This window comes from Pseudomonas sp. 10S4, from assembly GCF_034344865.1.
GTDB lineage: Bacteria > Pseudomonadota > Gammaproteobacteria > Pseudomonadales > Pseudomonadaceae > Aquipseudomonas.
The window spans coordinates 6,150,258-6,167,779 of sequence record NZ_CP133774.1 but is presented as its reverse complement, the minus strand read 5'-3'; the positions used below and the strand labels follow the sequence as shown (position 1 = coordinate 6,167,779).

Here is a 17,522-nt window from a genome sequence, read left to right as displayed (position 1 = left end):
AAGTGGAAATTACAAGTTGTGATCGAATCCATCGGCAGGGGCGATAGTTATGTCAGGCGAACTGGATGGGACCTTGCTTAAAGTCTTTGTCGCGATTATCGAGTGCCACGGATTTTCCGCGGCGGCCGAGCGCCTGCATAAAACCCAATCGACCATTAGCCAGAGTTTGCAACGCCTGGAAGAGATCGTCGGCACGCCGTTGGTGCAGCGCACCAGTCGCTCAGTCAGCCTCACGCCCGGTGGCGAGACTTTTCTGATCTACGCCCGGCAGATCCTCAAACTGCACGCCGATGCGATCAGCGCCGTGCACCTGCCTGACGAGCAGGTGTGCATTCACGTTGGCATGCCCGAGGACTACGCCCAATTCTGCCTGGCCGGGGTGTTGCGGGATTTTCAAGCGCAGTTTCCGCAAGTGCGGCCGGACATTTGTTGCGAGATGTCCACGGCGTTGGTCAGCCGTTTACAGCGCGGTGAACTGGATCTGGTGCTGGGTGTGCAGCACGCGAATCTTCAGCCAGGTGAATACCTGTGCGACGAGCCGCTGGTGTGGGTGGCGGCTGAAGGTTGGCGCGCAGGTGAGGACGAGTCGGTGGCATTGGCGGTGTATGCCGAGGGCTGCGCATTTCGCGCCAATGCCGTGCGAGCGCTGGCCGAGGCCGGGCGGCCGTGGCATGTGGTTTACACCAGCCAGAGCCCGCGCGGCATCGGGATTGCCATTGAGCAGGGCCAGTCGGTGGGCGTGACCGCGCGGCGCCTGGTGCCGCCGGGTTGGCAGGTGCTCGACGAGGCTCAGGGCTTTCCACTGATTGAGCCGGCGCGGTTGATGTTCTGGCGTTCGACTCAGTGTCAGGCGCTGGCGGTAGAGGCTTTGGTGGATATTCTCACGCGCCAGTTGGGCCGTTCAGAGTGGTTGGCCGAGCGCGGCCTCGCGACGTTGACGGCGGGCCATCAACCCCAGCAATAACAGGCTGGCCGCCACCCAGCAGGCGATCCAGCCATGCACCAGGGCGAACTGCCCGGTGGTTTGCAGCAGCCAGCCGCACAGCCAATTGGCGGTGGCGCTGCCCAGGCCGTAACCGACCATGCTCAGGCTCACCACTTGCAGGCTTTGCACCGGGCTCAACCGTGCGCTGAGGTAGGCGGCCATCAAGCCCCAGACCGGGAAATAGAACAACGCGAACAGCCCGGCCGCCAGCCAGGTCAAGCCCAGGCTCGGTTGCCAGAGCAGGGCGAGCATCGCCACGCCGAACGCGCTGATACTCAACGCCATGACTCGCAGCGCGCCCCAGCGATCAGCCAATGACCCCAGCAGCAAACCACCGACAACCCCGCCGATCCCGATCAGCGTCCACAGCGACCCGGTGATCTGCGCGTTGGCGCCCAAGCGTTCGCTGGCAAACGCCGAGAGGAAGTTCAGGAACGGTCCGCTGATCCCGCCGATAAAGGCGCTGAGCAGCAGAATATGCAGCGCGACCTGGTGCTCAAGGCACAGATGCAGCCATTGCCTGAGCACCCGGCGCAACGACGGCGCACTGCTGGGCTTGATGCGCGGGTCTGTCTTCAAAGGAGCCAATACCCAGAAGGTCAACAGGGTGACGATCAACGTCAGACCGGCGCAAATCAGCCAGAAGTGCATCAACGAGATACCGTGCAACAAAGCGATCAACACACCATTAAGACAGATCGCAAACGCCGCCCCCGAAGATGCCAGCCCCAGCACGCGGCTGCGGTGGGAGGCCGGGATCACTTCGCTGGCCAGCGCGGCGATGGCGTTCCAGTTCGACACCGCACAGGCCGAGACCAGCGCCAGACACAGCGCAAACGGCAGCACCCACGGCGTAGCGACCGCCAGCGCCAACAGCGCCGGGCTCAAGGCCATTGTCAGGCGCACCATGTTGCGTGGGCTGATCCACGCCGCCGCAATGCCGCTGACAATCGACGCGCCCATATAGAACAGTTGCAGCAGCGCCGCAATGAATGCAGCCTGGCTGTAGCTCAGTTCGAACACCTGGCGGATCTCGGGTAATAACGCCGAATACAGGAAAATACTGAAACCGTGGGTGGTGGCGTTACACGCCGTGAAGATAAGAGCCAATACGCCAATACTTCTTGTGGTTGAACTTGCAGTGGTTGGCATGTGTTGGGCTCGATCAGGTTAATTGCAACAGGATGGGGCGAAGTTGCAGGGTTCGCCCTATGTAAGTGCGTTGGCTTATTAAAGGGTTTAATTGAAATTAGACTAGCGTTTATATAAAGAAAACAGCCAGTGCCTAATAGTCATGAGTGAACTGCGAAATACTCATGCTATTTATGCGTGAGCGACAACTTCCAGATCAAAAACGACTCCCGTTGATGCAACGAGGATCAAATGTGGGAGCGAGCAAGCCCGCTCCCACCCAAAGCAAAATGATGCCAGGCCAAGGAAATCGTCCTACACAACACAAAAATGCATGTTACTCAGGAAATTTCCCACAAGCCGTGGGATGCTTGGCACTCGTCAGCCCCTGCGCGAGTTACCGTTATGAAACGCAAAATGCCTGCGCTCAATGCGCTCAAAGCCTTCGAAGTGGCCGGCAGCACCGGCAGCTTTACCCGGGCGGCGGAGTTGCTCAATGTCACCCAGAGTGCGGTCAGCCGCCAGGTGCGCCAGCTTGAAGAACAGCTGGGCGAGAACCTGCTGGAGCGCCGGCATCATCACCTCGAACTCACCAGCGCCGGCCGGGTTTTACTGCGAGCGCTGCACCAATCCTTCGATAAGATCGAGTTGACGGTACGCAGCATTCAGCAGAAATCCCACGCCAATCGGCTGCACATCAACGCGCCGCCGACCTTCACCAATCGCTGGCTGATGCCACGCCTGGGACGCCTGCGCGAGAAGCACCCGGAGCTGGAATTGAGCATCACCACTCGTTTGCAGGACAGCCTGGCGGAAACCAGCACCCTGGACTGCGCGATCCGCTTTGGCGATGGCGAATGGGATGGCCTGGACAGCTCGCTGCTGATCCAGGAACGGCACATCGCGGTGTGCGCGCCGTCGTTGTACGCGCGGGAATGGAGCGAGGGCGGCATCGACCTCAATCGCCTGACGTTGCTGCATGTGCTGGCCCGAGAAGACCAGCGCTACCTGACCTGGAAACACTGGCTCGACGCGGCGAAAATCAGCGGCGTCGACACCCAGGGCGGGTATGAATTCGACCTGCTGGACCTGGCGATCCGCGCCGCCACCGATGGGTTGGGCATCACCATTGCCGACTGGCACATGGTCGCCCCGGAACTGGCCAGCGGGCAGTTGACCCAAGTGCTGAACGTGCACGTGGAAGGGCATCAATCCTACTGGCTGGTGACCCGGCCGGAGCAGACCTTGATGCCGCAATTGCAGGTGTTCAGCCAGTGGTTGCAGGAAGAAATCTGGTTGGCGCAACGCCAGCTCGAACCCTCCACCGCCGCCAGCTGAAACACTGCAAATCCCTGTGGGAGCGAGCTTGCTCGCGATGAGGCCGTGTCAGTCAACATTGATGCTGTCTGAAACTCCGTCATCGCGAGCAAGCTCGCTCCCACAGGGGATTTGATTCGTTCAATGCGTAACCTGCATTTTTCGAATGTTCTGTCGCTCAATAAATCGTTTGTTCAACCCGTTCAGGATGCCAAGACTGCGGGAACTGGATAAAAACAACGATGGGCGATTCACATGCGACTCGAGCGAAACTTTGTAAACGGTCACTTCATTGAGCCTGCCAGCGATGCGCTGATTGCGGTCTACAACCCGGCGACCGAAGCCTTGGTCGGTCAGGTCTCGGCGGCCACCACCGCTGAAGCCACCGCTGCCGTCGACGCTGCCGCCGCGGCCCAGAAGCTTTGGGGCAAGCTCACCAGCATCGAACGCGCCGAGCACTTGCGCTCATTCGCCGACGCCCTTGAAGCCTGCGCCGAAAACATCGGTGAAGCCCTGGCCGCCGAGTCCGGCAAGAGCGTCAGTGACGCCAGCAACGAAGCCCGTTACTCCGCGCAGATCACCCGTTACCACGCCGAATGGGCGCGCCGGATCGAAGGCGAGATCATTCCCAGCGACACCCCGAACGAAAACCTCTTCCTGCACCGCGAGCCGATTGGCGTGGTCGCGTGCCTGATTCCGTTCAACTACCCGGTCTATACGCTGCTGCGCAAAATCGCCCCGGCGCTGATTGCCGGCAACACCGTGGTGGTGCGCCCGAGCAACAACACCCCGACCTCGGCGTTTGAAATCGCCAAGGCTGTGCAGCAATCCGGTTTGCCGGCCGGCGTCGTGAACATCCTGACCATGGATCACGCCACTGCTGCGGCGGTTTGCACCCACAAAGCCGTCGGTTTGATCACTCTGACCGGCAGCGTCAACGCCGGGCGCATCGTGCTCGATTACTGCAAGGCCAACATCGCCAAGCCATCGCTGGAACTGGGCGGCAAAACCCCGGCGATCATCGAAGCCGATGCCGATCTGGAAGCCGCTGCCAGCGCCATCGTCGCTTCCAAGACCACCCACTGCGGCCAGTTGTGCACGGCGGTCGAACGGGTCTATGTGCAGGAAAGCGTCTACGAGCAGTTCCTCGCCTTGCTGAAATCGAAAATCAGCGCCGTGAAGTTCGGCGACCGCGCCGCCGACGCCAGCCTGATGGGCCCGTTGGTCAACGCCAGTTCGCAGCAGAACATTCACGCCATGGTCGAGCGCGCCGTCGCCGACGGTGCTGTACTGGAAACAGGCGGTTTTATCCCGCAGGGCAACGGTCATTTCTACCCGCCGACGCTGCTGAGTAACTGCCGCCAGGACATGGAAATCATCCAGGAAGAAATCTTCGGCCCGGTGCTGCCGGTGCTCAAGTACCGCGACATCGACGAAGCGCTGGCCATGGCCAACGATCACCAGTTCGGCCTGTCGTCGGTGCTGTACACCGAGAACTACCGCACCACCATGAAAGTCGCCAACGCCATCGAGGCTGGCGAGTTGTACGTCAATCGCACCCCGGCCGACCCGTACCAGGGCTTCCACGCCGGTTGGAAACGTTCGGGCCTTGGCGGCGATGACGGCAAGCACGGCATGCTCGAATTCACCCAGACCCGACTCGTCGTCATGAAGTACTGATCCACCCGTAACACGCCTCACGCCACACCTATAAAAACAATTATTTGGGGCGCCCGGACCACCGGGCTACCCGAGGTCTCACAGATGTCCAAGCCTGCAACCACTGTTGCCGCTGTTCAGGGTTCGAACGCGGGTGCAAAAAGCCACAGTGACAAGGGAAGTCGCTATTTCCAGTTGATGCTCTTGGTACTGGCCGCCGGGGCGATCTACCCGATCCTGTACCTGCGTCAGGTCTACCAGACCACCATGCTCGAAGTGTTCCAGATCAACCACAGCGAGCTGGGGTATCTGTACTCGATGCTCGGGACGATTTTCCTGCTCAGCTACTTGCCGAGCGGCTGGTTGGCGGACCGGATTGCGCCACGGTTCCTGATTTTCTTTTCGCTGGTGGCCACCGGAGCCCTGGGGCTTTGGTACTCCACGGCACCGTCGATGACCGGTTTGATGATCATCTTCGGTTGCTGGGGCCTGACCACCGGCCTGACGTTCTGGGCCTCGGTGCTCAAGCGGGTGAAGATGATTGCCCATCACACTGAACAGGGCCGGTTCTTCGGCATCCTCGACGGCGGTCGCGGCCTGGTGGAAGCCTTGCTGGCGACCGTTGCTTTGGGGCTGTTCGCCTTCGCCACCGAAACCCGTGGCGAGTCCGCCGCCGAAGGCTTCAAGCATGTGGTTTACCTGTATGCCTTCACCTGTATCGCCATCGGCTGTGTGCTGGTGCTGATCAAGGACCCGAAGTCGATGGAAGACACGGCGCCGGTGGAGAAGGGCAAGTACAACCTGCTCAGCGACCTGACCACCCTGGTGAAAATCCCTGAGCTGTGGCTGGTCACGGCCATCGTGTTCTGCGGTTATCACATCTTCTGGGCCACCTACAGCTTCTCCGATTACTTGCAGGGCGGCGGTATGACCGCGGTCATGGCCGGCACCATCACCACCATCAAATTGTGGATGCGCCCGATTGGTGGCATTGGCGGCGGCTGGCTCGGTGACAAATTCTCGAACATCTCGGTGCTGATCGTGGCGCTGTTCTTCGCGACATTGGCGATGGTCGGCCTGATCGTGTTCCCGGCGCTCAACAGCATGGGCCTGCTGATCGGCACAGTGATCTTCATCGGTTTGATGACTTACGCGATTCGCGGCTTGTACTGGGCGATCCTCGACACCTGCAACATTCCGCTGCGCATCACCGGCCTGGCCATCGGCATTGTCTCGGTGGTCGGTTACCTGCCGGACGCCTTTATTCCGTTGATCAACGGTTACCTCACCGAACACTTCCCCGGTGCCGTTGGTTACAAGCTGTATTTCGGCTACATCGCTTTCGTCGGCCTGCTCGGGACCCTCGCGGCCCTGACCTTGCGCGCTCGTATCAACCGTCAATCTTTGATCAAGACAGGTGCTTGAGATGAAAATCGTCGCCCTTGAAACTCACATTGTTGCCGTCCCGCCACCGCACATCGGCGGCATGTACTGGCTGTTCGTCAAGCTCAAGACCGATTGCGGCATTGAAGGCGTCGGCGAGATCTACGCCGCGACTTTCGGCCCTAAAGCCATGCTGCCGATCATCGAAGACGTGTTCGAGCGCTACCTGCTCAACCACGACCCGCACCACATCGAACGCTTTTTCCGTCAGGCCTATTCCAGCGGTTTCACCCAGCGCCCGGACCTGACGATGATGGGCGTGGTTAGCGGCCTGGAGATGGCCTGCTGGGACATCATCGGCAAAGCGGCGAACAAACCGGTTTACGAACTGTTGGGCGGCAAGGTCAACGAACGCCTGCGTTCCTATACCTACCTGTACCCGGTCAACAGCAAGGGCGAGTACGACTACGACGACCCGGACCTGGCCGCCGAGTGCGCCGTCGAGAACATGAGTAAAGGCTTCACCGCCGTGAAGTTCGACCCGGCCGGGCCATACACCGCCTACTCCGGGCACCAGATTTCGCTGGAAGTGCTGGAACGCTGCGAAACCTTCTGCCGCAAGATCCGCGAAGCGGTGGGCGACAAGTGCGACCTGCTGTTCGGCACTCACGGGCAAATGGTCCCGTCGTCAGCGATTCGCCTGGCCAAGCGCCTGGAGAAATACGACCCGCTGTGGTTCGAAGAACCGGTGCCACCAGGTCAGGAAGAGGCGATGGCGCAAGTCGCGGCCAAAACCACAATCCCGATTGCCACGGGCGAGCGGCTGACCACCAAGTACGAATTCTTCAAGCTGTTGCAGGCCGGCGGTGCGTCGATTCTGCAAATGAACGTGGCGCGCTGCGGCGGACTGCTGGAAGCCAAGAAAATCGCGAGCATGGCCGAAGCCTACTACGCACAAATCGCCCCGCACCTTTACAACGGGCCGATTGGCGCGGCGGCGAGTTTCCAGTTGGCGACCTGCACGCCGAACTTCCTGATCCAGGAAAGCATCATGACCTGGGGCGGTTTCCACGCTGAAGTGCTGACCAAGCCGCTGCAATGGGAGGACGGCTACATCATCCCGTCCACCGAGCCGGGGCTTGGGGTGGAACTGAACATGGACGTGGTGCGCAAGCATTCGCCGTACACCGGCGAGCGTTTGCACCTGCAAATGGCGCCGACCCCGGCAGACGTCAAAGACACATCGCCGGCCAGAGGCTGACGAAAATGGCGCAGTTCCCTTGTGGGAGCGGGCTTGCTCGCGAAGGCGGCCTGGCAGTCAACAACGATAGTGACTGACCCACCGCTTTCGCGAGCAAGCCCGCTCCCACAGGGTTTGCGCCTGACGGTTTATTTGGACAACGACTTACATGACATACGACTACATCATCGCTGGCGCAGGCGCCGCGGGCTGCATCCTCGCCAATCGGCTTTCGGCCTCGGGGAAATACACGGTGTTGCTGCTGGAGGCGGGCGGCAAGGACAGTTCCCTGTGGTTCAAGATCCCGGTCGGCTTCGCCAAAATGTATTACAACCCGACCTTCAACTGGATGTACTACAGCCAACCGCAAAAGCAGCTGAACAACCGGGAAATCTATGCCCCGCGCGGCAAGGTGCAGGGCGGTTCGGGCTCGATCAACGCGATGGTCTACGTCCGTGGCCAGGCCCATGACTTCGACGACTGGGCGGCCAACGGCAACGACGGCTGGGGTTTCAAGGACGTGCTGCCGTACTTCCGCAAACTGGAAAATCATCCGCTGGGCGACAGCGAATACCACGGTGGCAGCGGCCCGATCAGCATCACCCCGATGAAGGGCCAGACCCATCCGATCTGCGATGTGTTCCTCAAGGGCTGCGACGAACTCGGCTATCCGCACAGTGATGACTTCAACGGGCCGAAATTCGAAGGCTCGGGCATCTACGACGTCAACACCAAGGACGGCCAGCGCAGTTCCAGTAGTTTTGCGCATTTGCACCCTGCACTCAGCCGCCCGAACCTGACGGTCGAGCATTACGCCCTGGTGGATCGGGTGTTGTTCGATAACGAGCGTGCGACCGGTATTTCCGTGACTCAGCACGGCGTGGTCCGCACCTTTACTGCACGCAAAGAAGTGATCCTCTGCGCCGGTGCCGTCGATACGCCGAAGATTCTGCAATTGTCCGGTGTCGCCGATCAGGCGCTGCTGGCCAAACATCAGATCCCGCTGGTCAAACACCTGCCGGCGGTGGGGCAGAACCTCCAGGATCACCTGTGCGCCAGCTATTACTACAAGGCCAACATCCCGACGTTGAATGATCAGCTCAGCTCGTTGTTCGGTCAGTTCAAACTCGGCCTTAAATACCTGCTGACCCGCAAGGGCGCGCTGGCGATGAGCGTCAATCAGGCCGGTGGTTTCTTCCGTGGCAATGAAGCCCAAGCCAATCCGAACCTGCAGTTGTACTTCAACCCGCTGTCGTACCAGATCCCGAAAAACAACAAGGCCAGCCTCAAGCCCGAACCGTATTCAGGCTTCCTGCTGTGCTTCAACCCGTGCCGGCCCACCAGCCGCGGGCATATCGAGATCAAGTCGAAGAACCCTCGGGACGCAGCGCTGATCGACCCCAATTACCTGAGCACGCAAAAGGACATCGACGAGGTGATCCAGGGCAGTCGGCTGATGCGCAAAATCATGCAGGCGCCGGCACTCAAGGGCATCACCGTTGCAGAGGTTTTGCCGGGGCCAGTGGTCGAAAGCGACGAGCAGATGTTGCAGTATTTTCGCGAGAACAGCGGTTCGATCTATCACCTGTGTGGCTCGTGCGCGATGGGTGCGGATGAACAGAAATCGGTGGTCGACAAGCGGCTTAAAGTGCATGGGATCGGTGGTTTGCGCATCGTCGATGCATCGATTTTCCCCAATGTGACGAGCGGTAATACCCACGCCGCAGTGCTGATGGTGGCGGAGAAGGGCGCCGATCTGATCCTGCAGGACGCCTGATTTCTTCACCTGACTGTATCAAAAATGAATTTCCGCCAACCCCGCTGCTCATACCTGATAGGTGGCGGATTTAAACTGCGAAATTATGGGTGCAATCAGGGAGTGGTCAGGTCATGAATCCAATATCAAAGGCGGGCGAGTCGCTTCCCGGCAGCTTGATTCTGGTGGTGGAGGATGACCCGCTGATTCTGGAGTTTCTGTGCGAAATTCTTCAGGAAGAAGGCTTCGTCGTGCAGCCGCACACCAGCGCGGATGCGGCAGCGCAGTTCCTGGAACAGCACGCGGGCGAGGTCAAATTGTTGCTGACGGACATCACCATGCCCGGCAAGCGCAACGGCGCGGACCTGGCCAATGAGTTCGGTGATCGCTGGCCGGACAAGCCGATCATGATTATGTCCGGCTTCGAAACCCCGCAAAGCGCCGGAGTACGGCATGAGGTGGCGTTCATCAAGAAGCCCTGGGCGCTGGGGCAGTTGCTCGATTGTGTGGACGGGGCCTTAAAGTCACACCGTCACCTGTAGGCGCTCGTGGGCGACCAGTGGTGTTACATTGCCCGCCCGGCCCTTGCGATAGGAAGCTGTCTTTTGCCTGCTAAAACATCCGTTTTCGATACGCCATACCGCGCCTTTCTGTTCGACATGGACGGCACCGTTCTCAACTCCATCGCCGCCGCCGAGCGGATCTGGACAACCTGGGCCGTGCGCCATGGTCTTGATGTCCAGACCTTCCTGCCGACCATCCACGGCGCTCGCGCTATCGATACCGTTAATCGTCAGGCTCTGCCGGGGCTGGATGCCGAGGCTGAAGCCGCCTGGATTACCGAGGCGGAAATCGAGGATGTGGAAGGGATTGTCGAGGTAGCGGGTGCGGCGGATTTTCTGAAGTCGCTGCCGGCCGACCGCTGGGCGATTGTCACCTCGGCGCCGAGGGCGTTGGCGTTGCGGAGGATGGCGGCGGCGGGGATTCCTGAGCCGGGTGTGATGGTCACGGCTGAAGACGTGAAGGCCGGAAAGCCTGATCCGGCTGGCTATCGACTGGCGGCTCAGCGGTTGGGTGTTGAGGTGACTGAATGCCTGATTTTTGAAGATGCCACGGTCGGGATACAAGCGGCCGAAGCTGCCGGTTCTGACCTGGTCATCATCACGTCGACCCACGACCACCCGATCGAGACCCCGCATGCAACATTGGCTGACTACACCTCAGTCGAGGTCCGTACGAACGCCGATGGCCGGATCCAACTGCATTCTTCCTGATCCACCCCAATCCCCTGTGGGAGCGGGCTTGCTCGCGAAGGCGTAATGTCAGTCGATATCAATATTGGCTGACCCACCGCTTTCGCGAGCAAGCCCGCTCCCACAGTGATTAATGCTGGTCAGTAAACTCCGGGAATCAGCCGCCAACTCCTGCCGCAATAAACCTCATATTCCCAACCAAACTGCGCTCGCAGCAGCGCCTCTTCGGCGTTAATCCGTGCGATCAGCGGGATCAGCGTCAACGCCGCCAGCAACAGGCCAACCCCCGAGCGAAACGCCAGTGCCCAACCAATGGCAATGACCATCAGCCCCAGATAACTGGGGTTGCGCAAATTTCGGTAGATGCCGTCGGTCACCAGGGTGTGTCCCGGCTGAATCGCCACCAATCCGCTGAAACGCTTGCCCAGCACAAACACCGGCCACAGCCGCAGCGCGCCGCCAAGGATGAACAGCAGCGCACCGAGCCAGCGCACGCCCTCGCCACCAAAGGTCCAGAAGTCGATGCGGTCGGTGTAGGCCGGCACAAACCCGCTCACCACGCCGATGACCCCGAACGCCCAGATTACCCAGCGATTGGCCCGATCCTCCCGTTCGCCCGAACTCAAATTGACCTCGGTAAACAGCGACGCAATGGCCATCACCAGTGTCGCCAACGCAATCACCACCAGCGACCCATGAGAAAAGTACGCCGCAAACCCGCCCAACCCCCACACCGCGAGGCCAATGTAGGCGAGAGTAGAAACAACGGCGAAAAACGCCAGAGTGGGCGAGATTTTCATGGCTACCTCCACAGGTCATACACCTCAGTGTAGGAGCTGCCGAAGGCAGCGATCCTTTGATCTTGCTTCTGTAGCAACCTTGAAGTCGCCAAAAACTAATGAAGGAGCTTTTGTGGAGAATGGGCTTTTGTGGCGAGGGAGCTTGCTCCCGCTGGGCTGCGAAGCGGCCCCCGCTCTATCCTGAAAAGAAGGGGACTGCTGCGCAGTCCAACGGGAGCAAGCTCCGTCGCCACAGGGGCGGTGTCAGGTTTGAAATTGAGTCGTGTTGTCAGGCCGATCGGGCATTACGCCGGATAACCTGCGGCGGTTGGCCGAATGCGCGAAGGAAGGCTTCGCGCATCCGACGCCGATCGCTGAACCCAGTCTCTTCAGCAATCTGATCCAACGTCAGCCGCCCCCGTTCCAGCATCTGCCGCGCCGCTTCCAGGCGTAGATTCTCGATTGCCTTGGCCGGCGACTGCCCGGTTTCCGCACGAAACGCCCGACTGAACTGCCGTGGGCTAAGCCGCGCCACGTCCGCCAATTGCTCCACTGACAACGCCGACGTCAGGTGTTCCCGGGCGTAGCCAAGCACGGTCTGGATGCGGTCGGATTTTGGCTCCAGTTCCAGCAGCGCCGAATGCTGCGACTGACCGCCCGCGCGACGGTGGTACATCACCAGTTTCTGCGCCACGGCCCGGGCCAGTTCGGCGCCGTGGTCCTTTTCGACCATCGCCAGCGCCAGGTCGATGCCGGCGGTCATGCCCGCCGAGGTCCAGATCGAACCGTCGACCACGAATATCCGGTCTTCCTCAACCTTGATCGACGGAAACCGCGCCTGCAATTCCCGGGCATACGCCCAATGGGTGGTGGCGCGCCGACCGTCAAGCAACCCGGCCTGGGCCAATACAAACGCCCCGGAACAGATCGAAGCGGTGCGTCGTGCGGTGTTCACGCTGCCGCGCAAGTACGTCAGCACCGCCTCGGGCGCCTGTTCGATGATGGAGTCGCCACCGACCACGACCACCGTGTCGAACACCCGCGCATCGAACGCCTCGGTGCCGACGCTCAATCCGCCAGAAGCGCGCAACGTGCGGCCATCCTCTGACAACACGCTGACTTCATACAGCGCTTCGCCGGCACTGAAGTTGGCATACTCGAACACCGGCATCGCTGCCAGCGCCATCGACTGGAACCCCTCGAATACCACAAACGCCACGGAAGTCATCGCTACGCCCTCAAAAAGCTCATGTCCTAAAAACGTACTTTAAACGTCATTTGAGACGAGCGTCAGCCCATTTATAACGGTTCACACCCGGCGAACTTCTCGCCTCACTGTGAAGGACATCTGAAATGGCACTCTCATCCAAAGGTACCGCCCTGATCACTGGCGCCTCTTCCGGCATCGGCGCGGTCTACGCCGATCGACTCGCCCGGCAAGGCTATGACCTGATTCTGGTCGCCCGTAGCCAAAGCAAATTGAACACCCTGGCCAACCACCTGAGCAACGAAACCGGCCGCGCCGTGGAAGTGGTCGCCGCCGACCTGAAAGACAAGGCCGACCTGTTGCGGGTCGAAACCATCCTGCGCACCGATGCCAGCATCACCTTGCTGGTCAACAACGCCGGGGTTGGCGGGGTCATGCCGCTGCTTGGCAGCCCGGTGGACGACATGGAAGACATGATCACCCTCAACGTCACTGCGCTGATGCGTCTGGCCTACGCCGCGGTGCCGGGTTTTGTCGCCCGAGGCGCCGGGACCGTGATCAATATTTCCTCAATCGTCGCCATCGGCCCGGACAATCCTCAACGGCGTGTACGGCGGGACCAAGGCCTTTGTGCTCGGCCTCAGCCAATCCATGCACCATGAACTGGCCGACAAGGGCATCCGCATCCAGGTCGTACTGCCCGGCGCCACCGCCACCGATTTCTGGAGCGAGGCCGGCAACCCGGTGGAAAACCTGCCGCAGGAAATCGTGATGTCGGCGCAGGACATGGTTGATGCCGCGCTCGCCGGGCTGGCGAAGGGTGAAGTGGTGACCATTCCAAGCTTGCACGAAGGCGAAAAATGGGACGCCTACGAGGCCCAGCGGCAAACGCTGTCCGGGCTGTTCGGCCACTCCACGGCGGCACCGCGTTATCGTTGAAACGACAGGTGCGGGGCAGGGTGGACTAAGCTTGGATAAGCAACGTTCATCCGTTGCCCCGGCTTGTTGACGCATTTCGACTGAACCGGGGCGCCACAAGGAACCCCGCAATGCTGCACATCCGAACCCCGCTGATTCTGCATCCGGGCCTGTCCACGCCAACCCGGCGAATCTGGCTCAAACTGGAAAACCTGCAACCCAGCGGCTCGTTCAAACTGCGCGGCATGGGGCTTTTGTGCAGCCAGGCTGCCGCCCAGGGCAAGCGCAAAGTAGTCTGCCCATCCGGCGGCAACGCCGGTTTTGCTACCGCCGTCGCCGCCGCCCGCTTGGGCCTGAAAGCCTGCATCGTCGTCCCCAACACCACCCCCGAAAGCACCCGCATGCGGATCAGCAAAACCGGTGCCGAGGTGATCGTCCACGGCAAAGTCTGGGACGACGCCAATCAACGTGCCAAGGAACTCGCCCGGGGCGTGCGCACCGAATACGTACCGGCCTTCGATCACCCGGTGCTGTGGGAAGGCCACAGCACGATGATCGATGAAATACTCGACGATTGCCCCGAGGTCGACGTCGTAGTGACGTCGGTGGGCGGCGGTGGTTTGCTGGCCGGGATTCTCACCGGATTGATCCGCCACAACCGCATGGATTGCCGAATCGTTGCCTGCGAAACCCAGGGCGCAGCGTCGTTTGCCGCAGCGGTCGAGGCTGGCCATCCGGTCCGGCTGGCGCGGATCAACACGGTTGCCACCTCGCTCGGTGCGACCCAAGTCGCGGCCTGGCCGGTGGAGCACATCCGCGACTTTCCCCACGAATGCGTGGTGCTCAGCGATGACGAAGCGATCATGGGTGTGGTCCGCTATGCCAGTGACCTGCGCCAGTTGGTCGAACCGGCCTGCGGGGTGTCACTGGCGGTGGCGTACCTCGATCACCCGGCGATTTCCGAGGCGCATGACGTGGTGATCATTGTCTGTGGCGGGGTCAGTATTACGGCGCAATTGGTGGCAGGGTGGGCGCGGCACCATTGAACCAAAGCGCCTTCAAAACCGCAGCGTCGCCCCCGTGGTCAGCCACTGGTCTCGCTCGCCGATCAGGCTTCGCCCCAGCACCAGATCAACATCGATCCGCTGGCCAATGTGCAACCGTGGCCCGGCCTGCCACGCCTGTTCGCCGCCTCGTTGGCCGTAGCGTTCGGCGATCAGGGTCAGGGAGCGGGCGAGGTCGTATTCCACGCCCGTGCCCCAGGTCCAGCGATGGTTTTGTTCGCCGTCGTCATAGGCGTGCGTCCAACCAGCGTTGAAATTCAGGCGCAGGGTTTCCAGCGGTTGGTAGGTCAGCGGCAGGTTCAGGTCGCCGCCGTCAAAGGCATGCGCGCGGTTGACGGCAACGTGCGCCGAGCCGGCCAGCGCCAGTTCAAGTCCGAGTTCGCTCCAGGAAAACAATTGCGCCTTGAATTGCGGGCTCAGTTGCGTTTCCCCGGTGCCATCCTCGCGGCTGTACTGCACGGCGGCACCGAGTTGCACAGTGGGCAGGCCTTTGAACGTGCAGTCCTGAGACACCACGCTATTACTGGATGAACTGTGCCGGCCGTTCTGATACCAGGCGTCGATGTTGCATTCGCCGGGGGCGTTGATTCCGGCGTCATCCACGGTATACGAACCGCCAGCGGCGCGAGCGTTGGAGATGGTGCTTAACAGCGCAATCACACCCAGTGTGAAGCTGACGAACAGCAGATTGCGTCGTAGCCTCCGGCCCTGGGCGGGCGGCAGGTTGCGGGTTAAAGAGGTGAACAAACGCGTTGGCTTTTGCATAGGAGTGACCTCAAAACGTTGTGTTGGCAGGCGCGACTTAGCCGCGATCCTCTACCGTTAAGGTTTGCAAACCGGCCGCCCGGGCTTGGGCGACCAGTTCTTCGGTGTCTTCGCCGCCGGGCAGGGCGATCACCACGTCGGGGCGGCTGTCGCGCAACATGAAGTGGTTGCGCAGGCGTTCGGCCAATTTGCCGTGGCGTTGCCAGTTGGGCGGGTAACGACGATGTCGGCGCCGTGCTCCCGGGCCCATTCCTCGATGTCAGCGCCCAGGTATTGATTGCCGCCATGGATCAGCACCTGCACCGAGTGCAAACGCTGGAAGGCGTCGAGCACGCGGCGGCACTGGCGGCTGTCGGTGTAATGGCGGCCCGCACAAATCAGGACGCGCATGGCGAGGTTTCCTTGGTGCCGTCATCGTTCAGCGGCTCACCGGCCCGCTCCAGCAACGGGTAGGCGAGGGCTGCGATGTGGTGATGCACCCGGCGGTAATCGCGCAACACTCGTTGGAAAATGTCGCCGGATTCGGCCCAAGTGTTTTTGTCCTCCTGCAATTTGCGGAAGTGCTCGCGGCTGGCGGTGGCTTCGAGCCTTCTGACGGTCTCCTTGCGCTGGATCAGTTGGTGCGCGGTGACAATGTCTTCGCGCAGGAACACGGTGATCGCCAGGCTCAGGCTTTCCAGCAGCGCCTCGTGCAAGGGTGCAATGTTCCTCAGTTCGAACACCGAGAAGTGCTCGCCGCGACGCAAGCGGCGCATCGCCAACTGCGTGAGGCTGCTGGAAAGAATGTCCGCCGCATGTTCGAGGTTGATCACGAACGTGAGGATTTCCTGGGAGCGATCGGCGTCGCCGTCGCTGATCCCTTCCTGGCCGATGTCCGCCAGATAGGCGCGAATCGCCGCGCTGAGCAGGTCCAGGGATTGATCGATGTTGCGCACCTGATCGGCACACACCGGCGCTGAGCTATGGAACAACTGCAGCGTGCGTTCGAGCATGGCCGAGAGCATGTCGGCGATGCGCAGCGCTTCCCGGGCGGCGTTGGACAGGCCGATGTTGGCCACTTCCAGTCCGGCCTCATCGAGGTAGTGCGGCATGCCCGGATCGACATCCCGCACCGGCTCCGGCAGCAGCCGGGTCAGCAGTTTGGCCAGCGGTTCGGTAAAACCGATGAACGCCAGCGCCAGCAGCAGGTTGAAGCCGGTGTGCAGGTAAACCACCAACGCTGGGGGATTAAGGTCCAGCAACGCCAGCCATCCGGCCAACGGCAACACCACAGCCGCACCCAGCGCTCGCACCAGCAGATTACCCAGTGGCAGGCGTCGGCCGACGTTGGAGCTGGCGTTGATCACCGACGGCAACGCACCGCCAATGTTCACCCCGAGCACCAGGGCGACTATGGTGGTCGCCGAAAGCATGCCGGTCGCCGCCAGGGACACAATCAGTAGCACCACGGCGACGCTGGAATGGCAGAGCCAGGTGAGAATCAGCGCCACCAGCAGCGCGATTAGCAAGTCGCCGTCCAGGCTTTGCATGATCAGTTGGAACACCGGCGTGCTTTCAACATCTGCCAGCGTCGAACCGAGCATGTGTAAGGCCATCAGCATCAGCCCCAGGCCGATCAGCGCACAGCCGACACTTTCGAAACGCGAGTCATCGCGCAGCCGGAAGACAATCAGGCCGGTGAGCAAAACGATGGGCGTGAGGATCGAAATGTCAGCGCTGAGCAGTTGCACCACCAGGGTCGAACCAATGTTGGCGCCGAGCATCACCGCCAGCGCCGGGGCCAGGCCCAGCGTGCCGGCGGCGGTGAACGAGGTGGCCATCAGGCTGACGGCGGTGCTGCTTTGCAAAACGCCGGTGATGCCGATGCCCGCGAGCAAGGCCAGCCAGCGGTTATTGAGGTGCTGGCCCATCCAGTGGCGCAATGGCGTGCCGAAGCCGCGCAACAGCGCCGAAGAAATCATGTGCGTGCCCCACAGCAACAGTGCAATGGCGCCCGCGAGGTTGATCAGTAGAGTCGTTCCCGACATGAGAACTCTCCTTTATTTCGTGTTGCATTGATCGAAGT

14 protein-coding genes and 2 pseudogenes are annotated in these 17,522 nt (G+C 61.0%); 10 read left to right on the top strand and 6 right to left on the bottom strand.

What is annotated here, in order from left to right:
* Nucleotides 1–49 precede the first annotated feature (49 nt).
* Complete coding sequence (locus RHM58_RS28730) at nt 50–964, top strand: LysR family transcriptional regulator (RefSeq protein ID WP_322268867.1); 915 nt, start codon at nt 50–52, stop codon at nt 962–964.
* On the opposite strand, the gene RHM58_RS28725 is transcribed toward RHM58_RS28730, so the two are convergent.
* The gene (locus RHM58_RS28725; protein WP_322268866.1) at nt 902–2,137 is read right to left on the bottom strand and encodes an MFS transporter; all 1,236 of its coding nucleotides are present in this window, start codon (nt 2,135–2,137) and stop codon (nt 902–904) included. The two genes, RHM58_RS28730 and RHM58_RS28725, sit on opposite strands and share 63 nt — an antisense overlap.
* Before the next feature lie 384 nt (nt 2,138–2,521).
* Between RHM58_RS28725 and RHM58_RS28720 the strand changes: the two genes are divergently transcribed.
* The 7 genes from RHM58_RS28720 to RHM58_RS28690 all read left to right on the top strand — a co-directional run bounded on the left by RHM58_RS28720 (nt 2,522) and on the right by RHM58_RS28690 (nt 10,745).
* Entirely contained in the window at nt 2,522–3,454 is a 933-nt protein-coding gene (locus RHM58_RS28720; protein ID WP_201255596.1) for a LysR substrate-binding domain-containing protein, read from the top strand.
* A gap of 234 nt (nt 3,455–3,688) precedes the next feature.
* On the top strand, nt 3,689–5,113 hold the full coding sequence (gene aldA, locus RHM58_RS28715) for an aldehyde dehydrogenase (RefSeq protein ID WP_322268865.1): 1,425 nt from the start codon (nt 3,689–3,691) through the stop codon (nt 5,111–5,113).
* Between the two features lie 84 nt (nt 5,114–5,197).
* A complete protein-coding gene (locus tag RHM58_RS28710) occupies nt 5,198–6,517 on the top strand; it encodes an MFS transporter (RefSeq protein WP_201255598.1) in 1,320 nt (439 codons plus the stop codon).
* A 1-nt stretch (nt 6,518) separates the two neighbouring features.
* Nucleotides 6,519–7,736 carry a mandelate racemase/muconate lactonizing enzyme family protein gene (locus RHM58_RS28705; RefSeq protein ID WP_322268864.1) on the top strand — a complete coding sequence of 406 codons (1,218 nt, stop codon included), beginning with the start codon at nt 6,519–6,521 and terminating at the stop codon, nt 7,734–7,736.
* Between the two features lie 148 nt (nt 7,737–7,884).
* Complete coding sequence (locus tag RHM58_RS28700) at nt 7,885–9,492, top strand: GMC family oxidoreductase (RefSeq protein WP_201255600.1); 1,608 nt, start codon at nt 7,885–7,887, stop codon at nt 9,490–9,492.
* Between the two features lie 113 nt (nt 9,493–9,605).
* Nucleotides 9,606–10,013 (top strand): response regulator, encoded by a 408-nt coding sequence (locus tag RHM58_RS28695; RefSeq protein WP_322268863.1) that lies wholly within the window; start codon nt 9,606–9,608, stop codon nt 10,011–10,013.
* A 63-nt stretch (nt 10,014–10,076) separates the two neighbouring features.
* Complete coding sequence (locus RHM58_RS28690) at nt 10,077–10,745, top strand: HAD-IA family hydrolase (RefSeq protein ID WP_201204492.1); 669 nt, start codon at nt 10,077–10,079, stop codon at nt 10,743–10,745.
* Nucleotides 10,746–10,864: 119 nt separating this feature from the next.
* Here RHM58_RS28690 and RHM58_RS28685 read toward each other — a convergent pair whose 3' ends face one another.
* Both RHM58_RS28685 and RHM58_RS28680 read right to left on the bottom strand, forming a co-directional pair.
* Nucleotides 10,865–11,524: a methyltransferase family protein gene (locus RHM58_RS28685; protein ID WP_201255602.1), complete on the bottom strand. Its 660-nt coding sequence runs from the start codon at nt 11,522–11,524 to the stop codon at nt 10,865–10,867.
* 268 nt (nt 11,525–11,792) lie between these two features.
* Nucleotides 11,793–12,731, bottom strand: a complete 939-nt coding sequence (locus RHM58_RS28680) for a GlxA family transcriptional regulator (RefSeq protein ID WP_322268862.1) — start codon at nt 12,729–12,731, stop codon at nt 11,793–11,795.
* Nucleotides 12,732–12,856: 125 nt separating this feature from the next.
* Here RHM58_RS28680 and RHM58_RS28675 point away from each other — a divergent pair.
* Both RHM58_RS28675 and RHM58_RS28670 read left to right on the top strand, forming a co-directional pair.
* Nucleotides 12,857–13,649 (top strand): annotated as a pseudogene (locus RHM58_RS28675) (SDR family NAD(P)-dependent oxidoreductase).
* A 110-nt stretch (nt 13,650–13,759) separates the two neighbouring features.
* Complete coding sequence (locus RHM58_RS28670) at nt 13,760–14,674, top strand: pyridoxal-phosphate dependent enzyme (protein WP_201255605.1); 915 nt, start codon at nt 13,760–13,762, stop codon at nt 14,672–14,674.
* 12 nt (nt 14,675–14,686) lie between these two features.
* On the opposite strand, the gene RHM58_RS28665 is transcribed toward RHM58_RS28670, so the two are convergent.
* The 3 genes and pseudogenes from RHM58_RS28665 to RHM58_RS28655 all read right to left on the bottom strand — a co-directional run bounded on the left by RHM58_RS28665 (nt 14,687) and on the right by RHM58_RS28655 (nt 17,484).
* Nucleotides 14,687–15,457, bottom strand: a complete 771-nt coding sequence (locus RHM58_RS28665; protein ID WP_322268861.1) for a hypothetical protein — start codon at nt 15,455–15,457, stop codon at nt 14,687–14,689.
* 37 nt (nt 15,458–15,494) lie between these two features.
* Nucleotides 15,495–15,847 (bottom strand): annotated as a pseudogene (locus tag RHM58_RS28660) (SLOG family protein).
* Nucleotides 15,835–17,484: a Na/Pi cotransporter family protein gene (locus RHM58_RS28655; RefSeq protein WP_322268860.1), complete on the bottom strand. Its 1,650-nt coding sequence runs from the start codon at nt 17,482–17,484 to the stop codon at nt 15,835–15,837. Before RHM58_RS28655 ends, RHM58_RS28660 begins: the two are co-directional and overlap by 13 nt.
* Nucleotides 17,485–17,522: the final 38 nt, after the last annotated feature.

Bases quoted from the DNA above. Each gene is read 5' to 3' on its own strand.
- RHM58_RS28730 (WP_322268867.1), top strand. From the start codon at position 50: ATGTCAGGCGAACTGGATGGGACCTTGCTTAAAGTCTTTGTCGCGATT.
- RHM58_RS28725 (WP_322268866.1), bottom strand. From the start codon at position 2,137: ATGCCAACCACTGCAAGTTCAACCACAAGAAGTATTGGCGTATTGGCT.
- RHM58_RS28720 (WP_201255596.1), top strand. From the start codon at position 2,522: ATGAAACGCAAAATGCCTGCGCTCAATGCGCTCAAAGCCTTCGAAGTG.
- aldA (WP_322268865.1), top strand. From the start codon at position 3,689: ATGCGACTCGAGCGAAACTTTGTAAACGGTCACTTCATTGAGCCTGCC.
- RHM58_RS28710 (WP_201255598.1), top strand. From the start codon at position 5,198: ATGTCCAAGCCTGCAACCACTGTTGCCGCTGTTCAGGGTTCGAACGCG.
- RHM58_RS28705 (WP_322268864.1), top strand. From the start codon at position 6,519: ATGAAAATCGTCGCCCTTGAAACTCACATTGTTGCCGTCCCGCCACCG.
- RHM58_RS28700 (WP_201255600.1), top strand. From the start codon at position 7,885: ATGACATACGACTACATCATCGCTGGCGCAGGCGCCGCGGGCTGCATC.
- RHM58_RS28695 (WP_322268863.1), top strand. From the start codon at position 9,606: ATGAATCCAATATCAAAGGCGGGCGAGTCGCTTCCCGGCAGCTTGATT.
- RHM58_RS28685 (WP_201255602.1), bottom strand. From the start codon at position 11,524: ATGAAAATCTCGCCCACTCTGGCGTTTTTCGCCGTTGTTTCTACTCTC.
- RHM58_RS28680 (WP_322268862.1), bottom strand. From the start codon at position 12,731: ATGACTTCCGTGGCGTTTGTGGTATTCGAGGGGTTCCAGTCGATGGCG.
- RHM58_RS28670 (WP_201255605.1), top strand. From the start codon at position 13,760: ATGCTGCACATCCGAACCCCGCTGATTCTGCATCCGGGCCTGTCCACG.
- RHM58_RS28665 (WP_322268861.1), bottom strand. From the start codon at position 15,457: ATGCAAAAGCCAACGCGTTTGTTCACCTCTTTAACCCGCAACCTGCCG.
- RHM58_RS28655 (WP_322268860.1), bottom strand. From the start codon at position 17,484: ATGTCGGGAACGACTCTACTGATCAACCTCGCGGGCGCCATTGCACTG.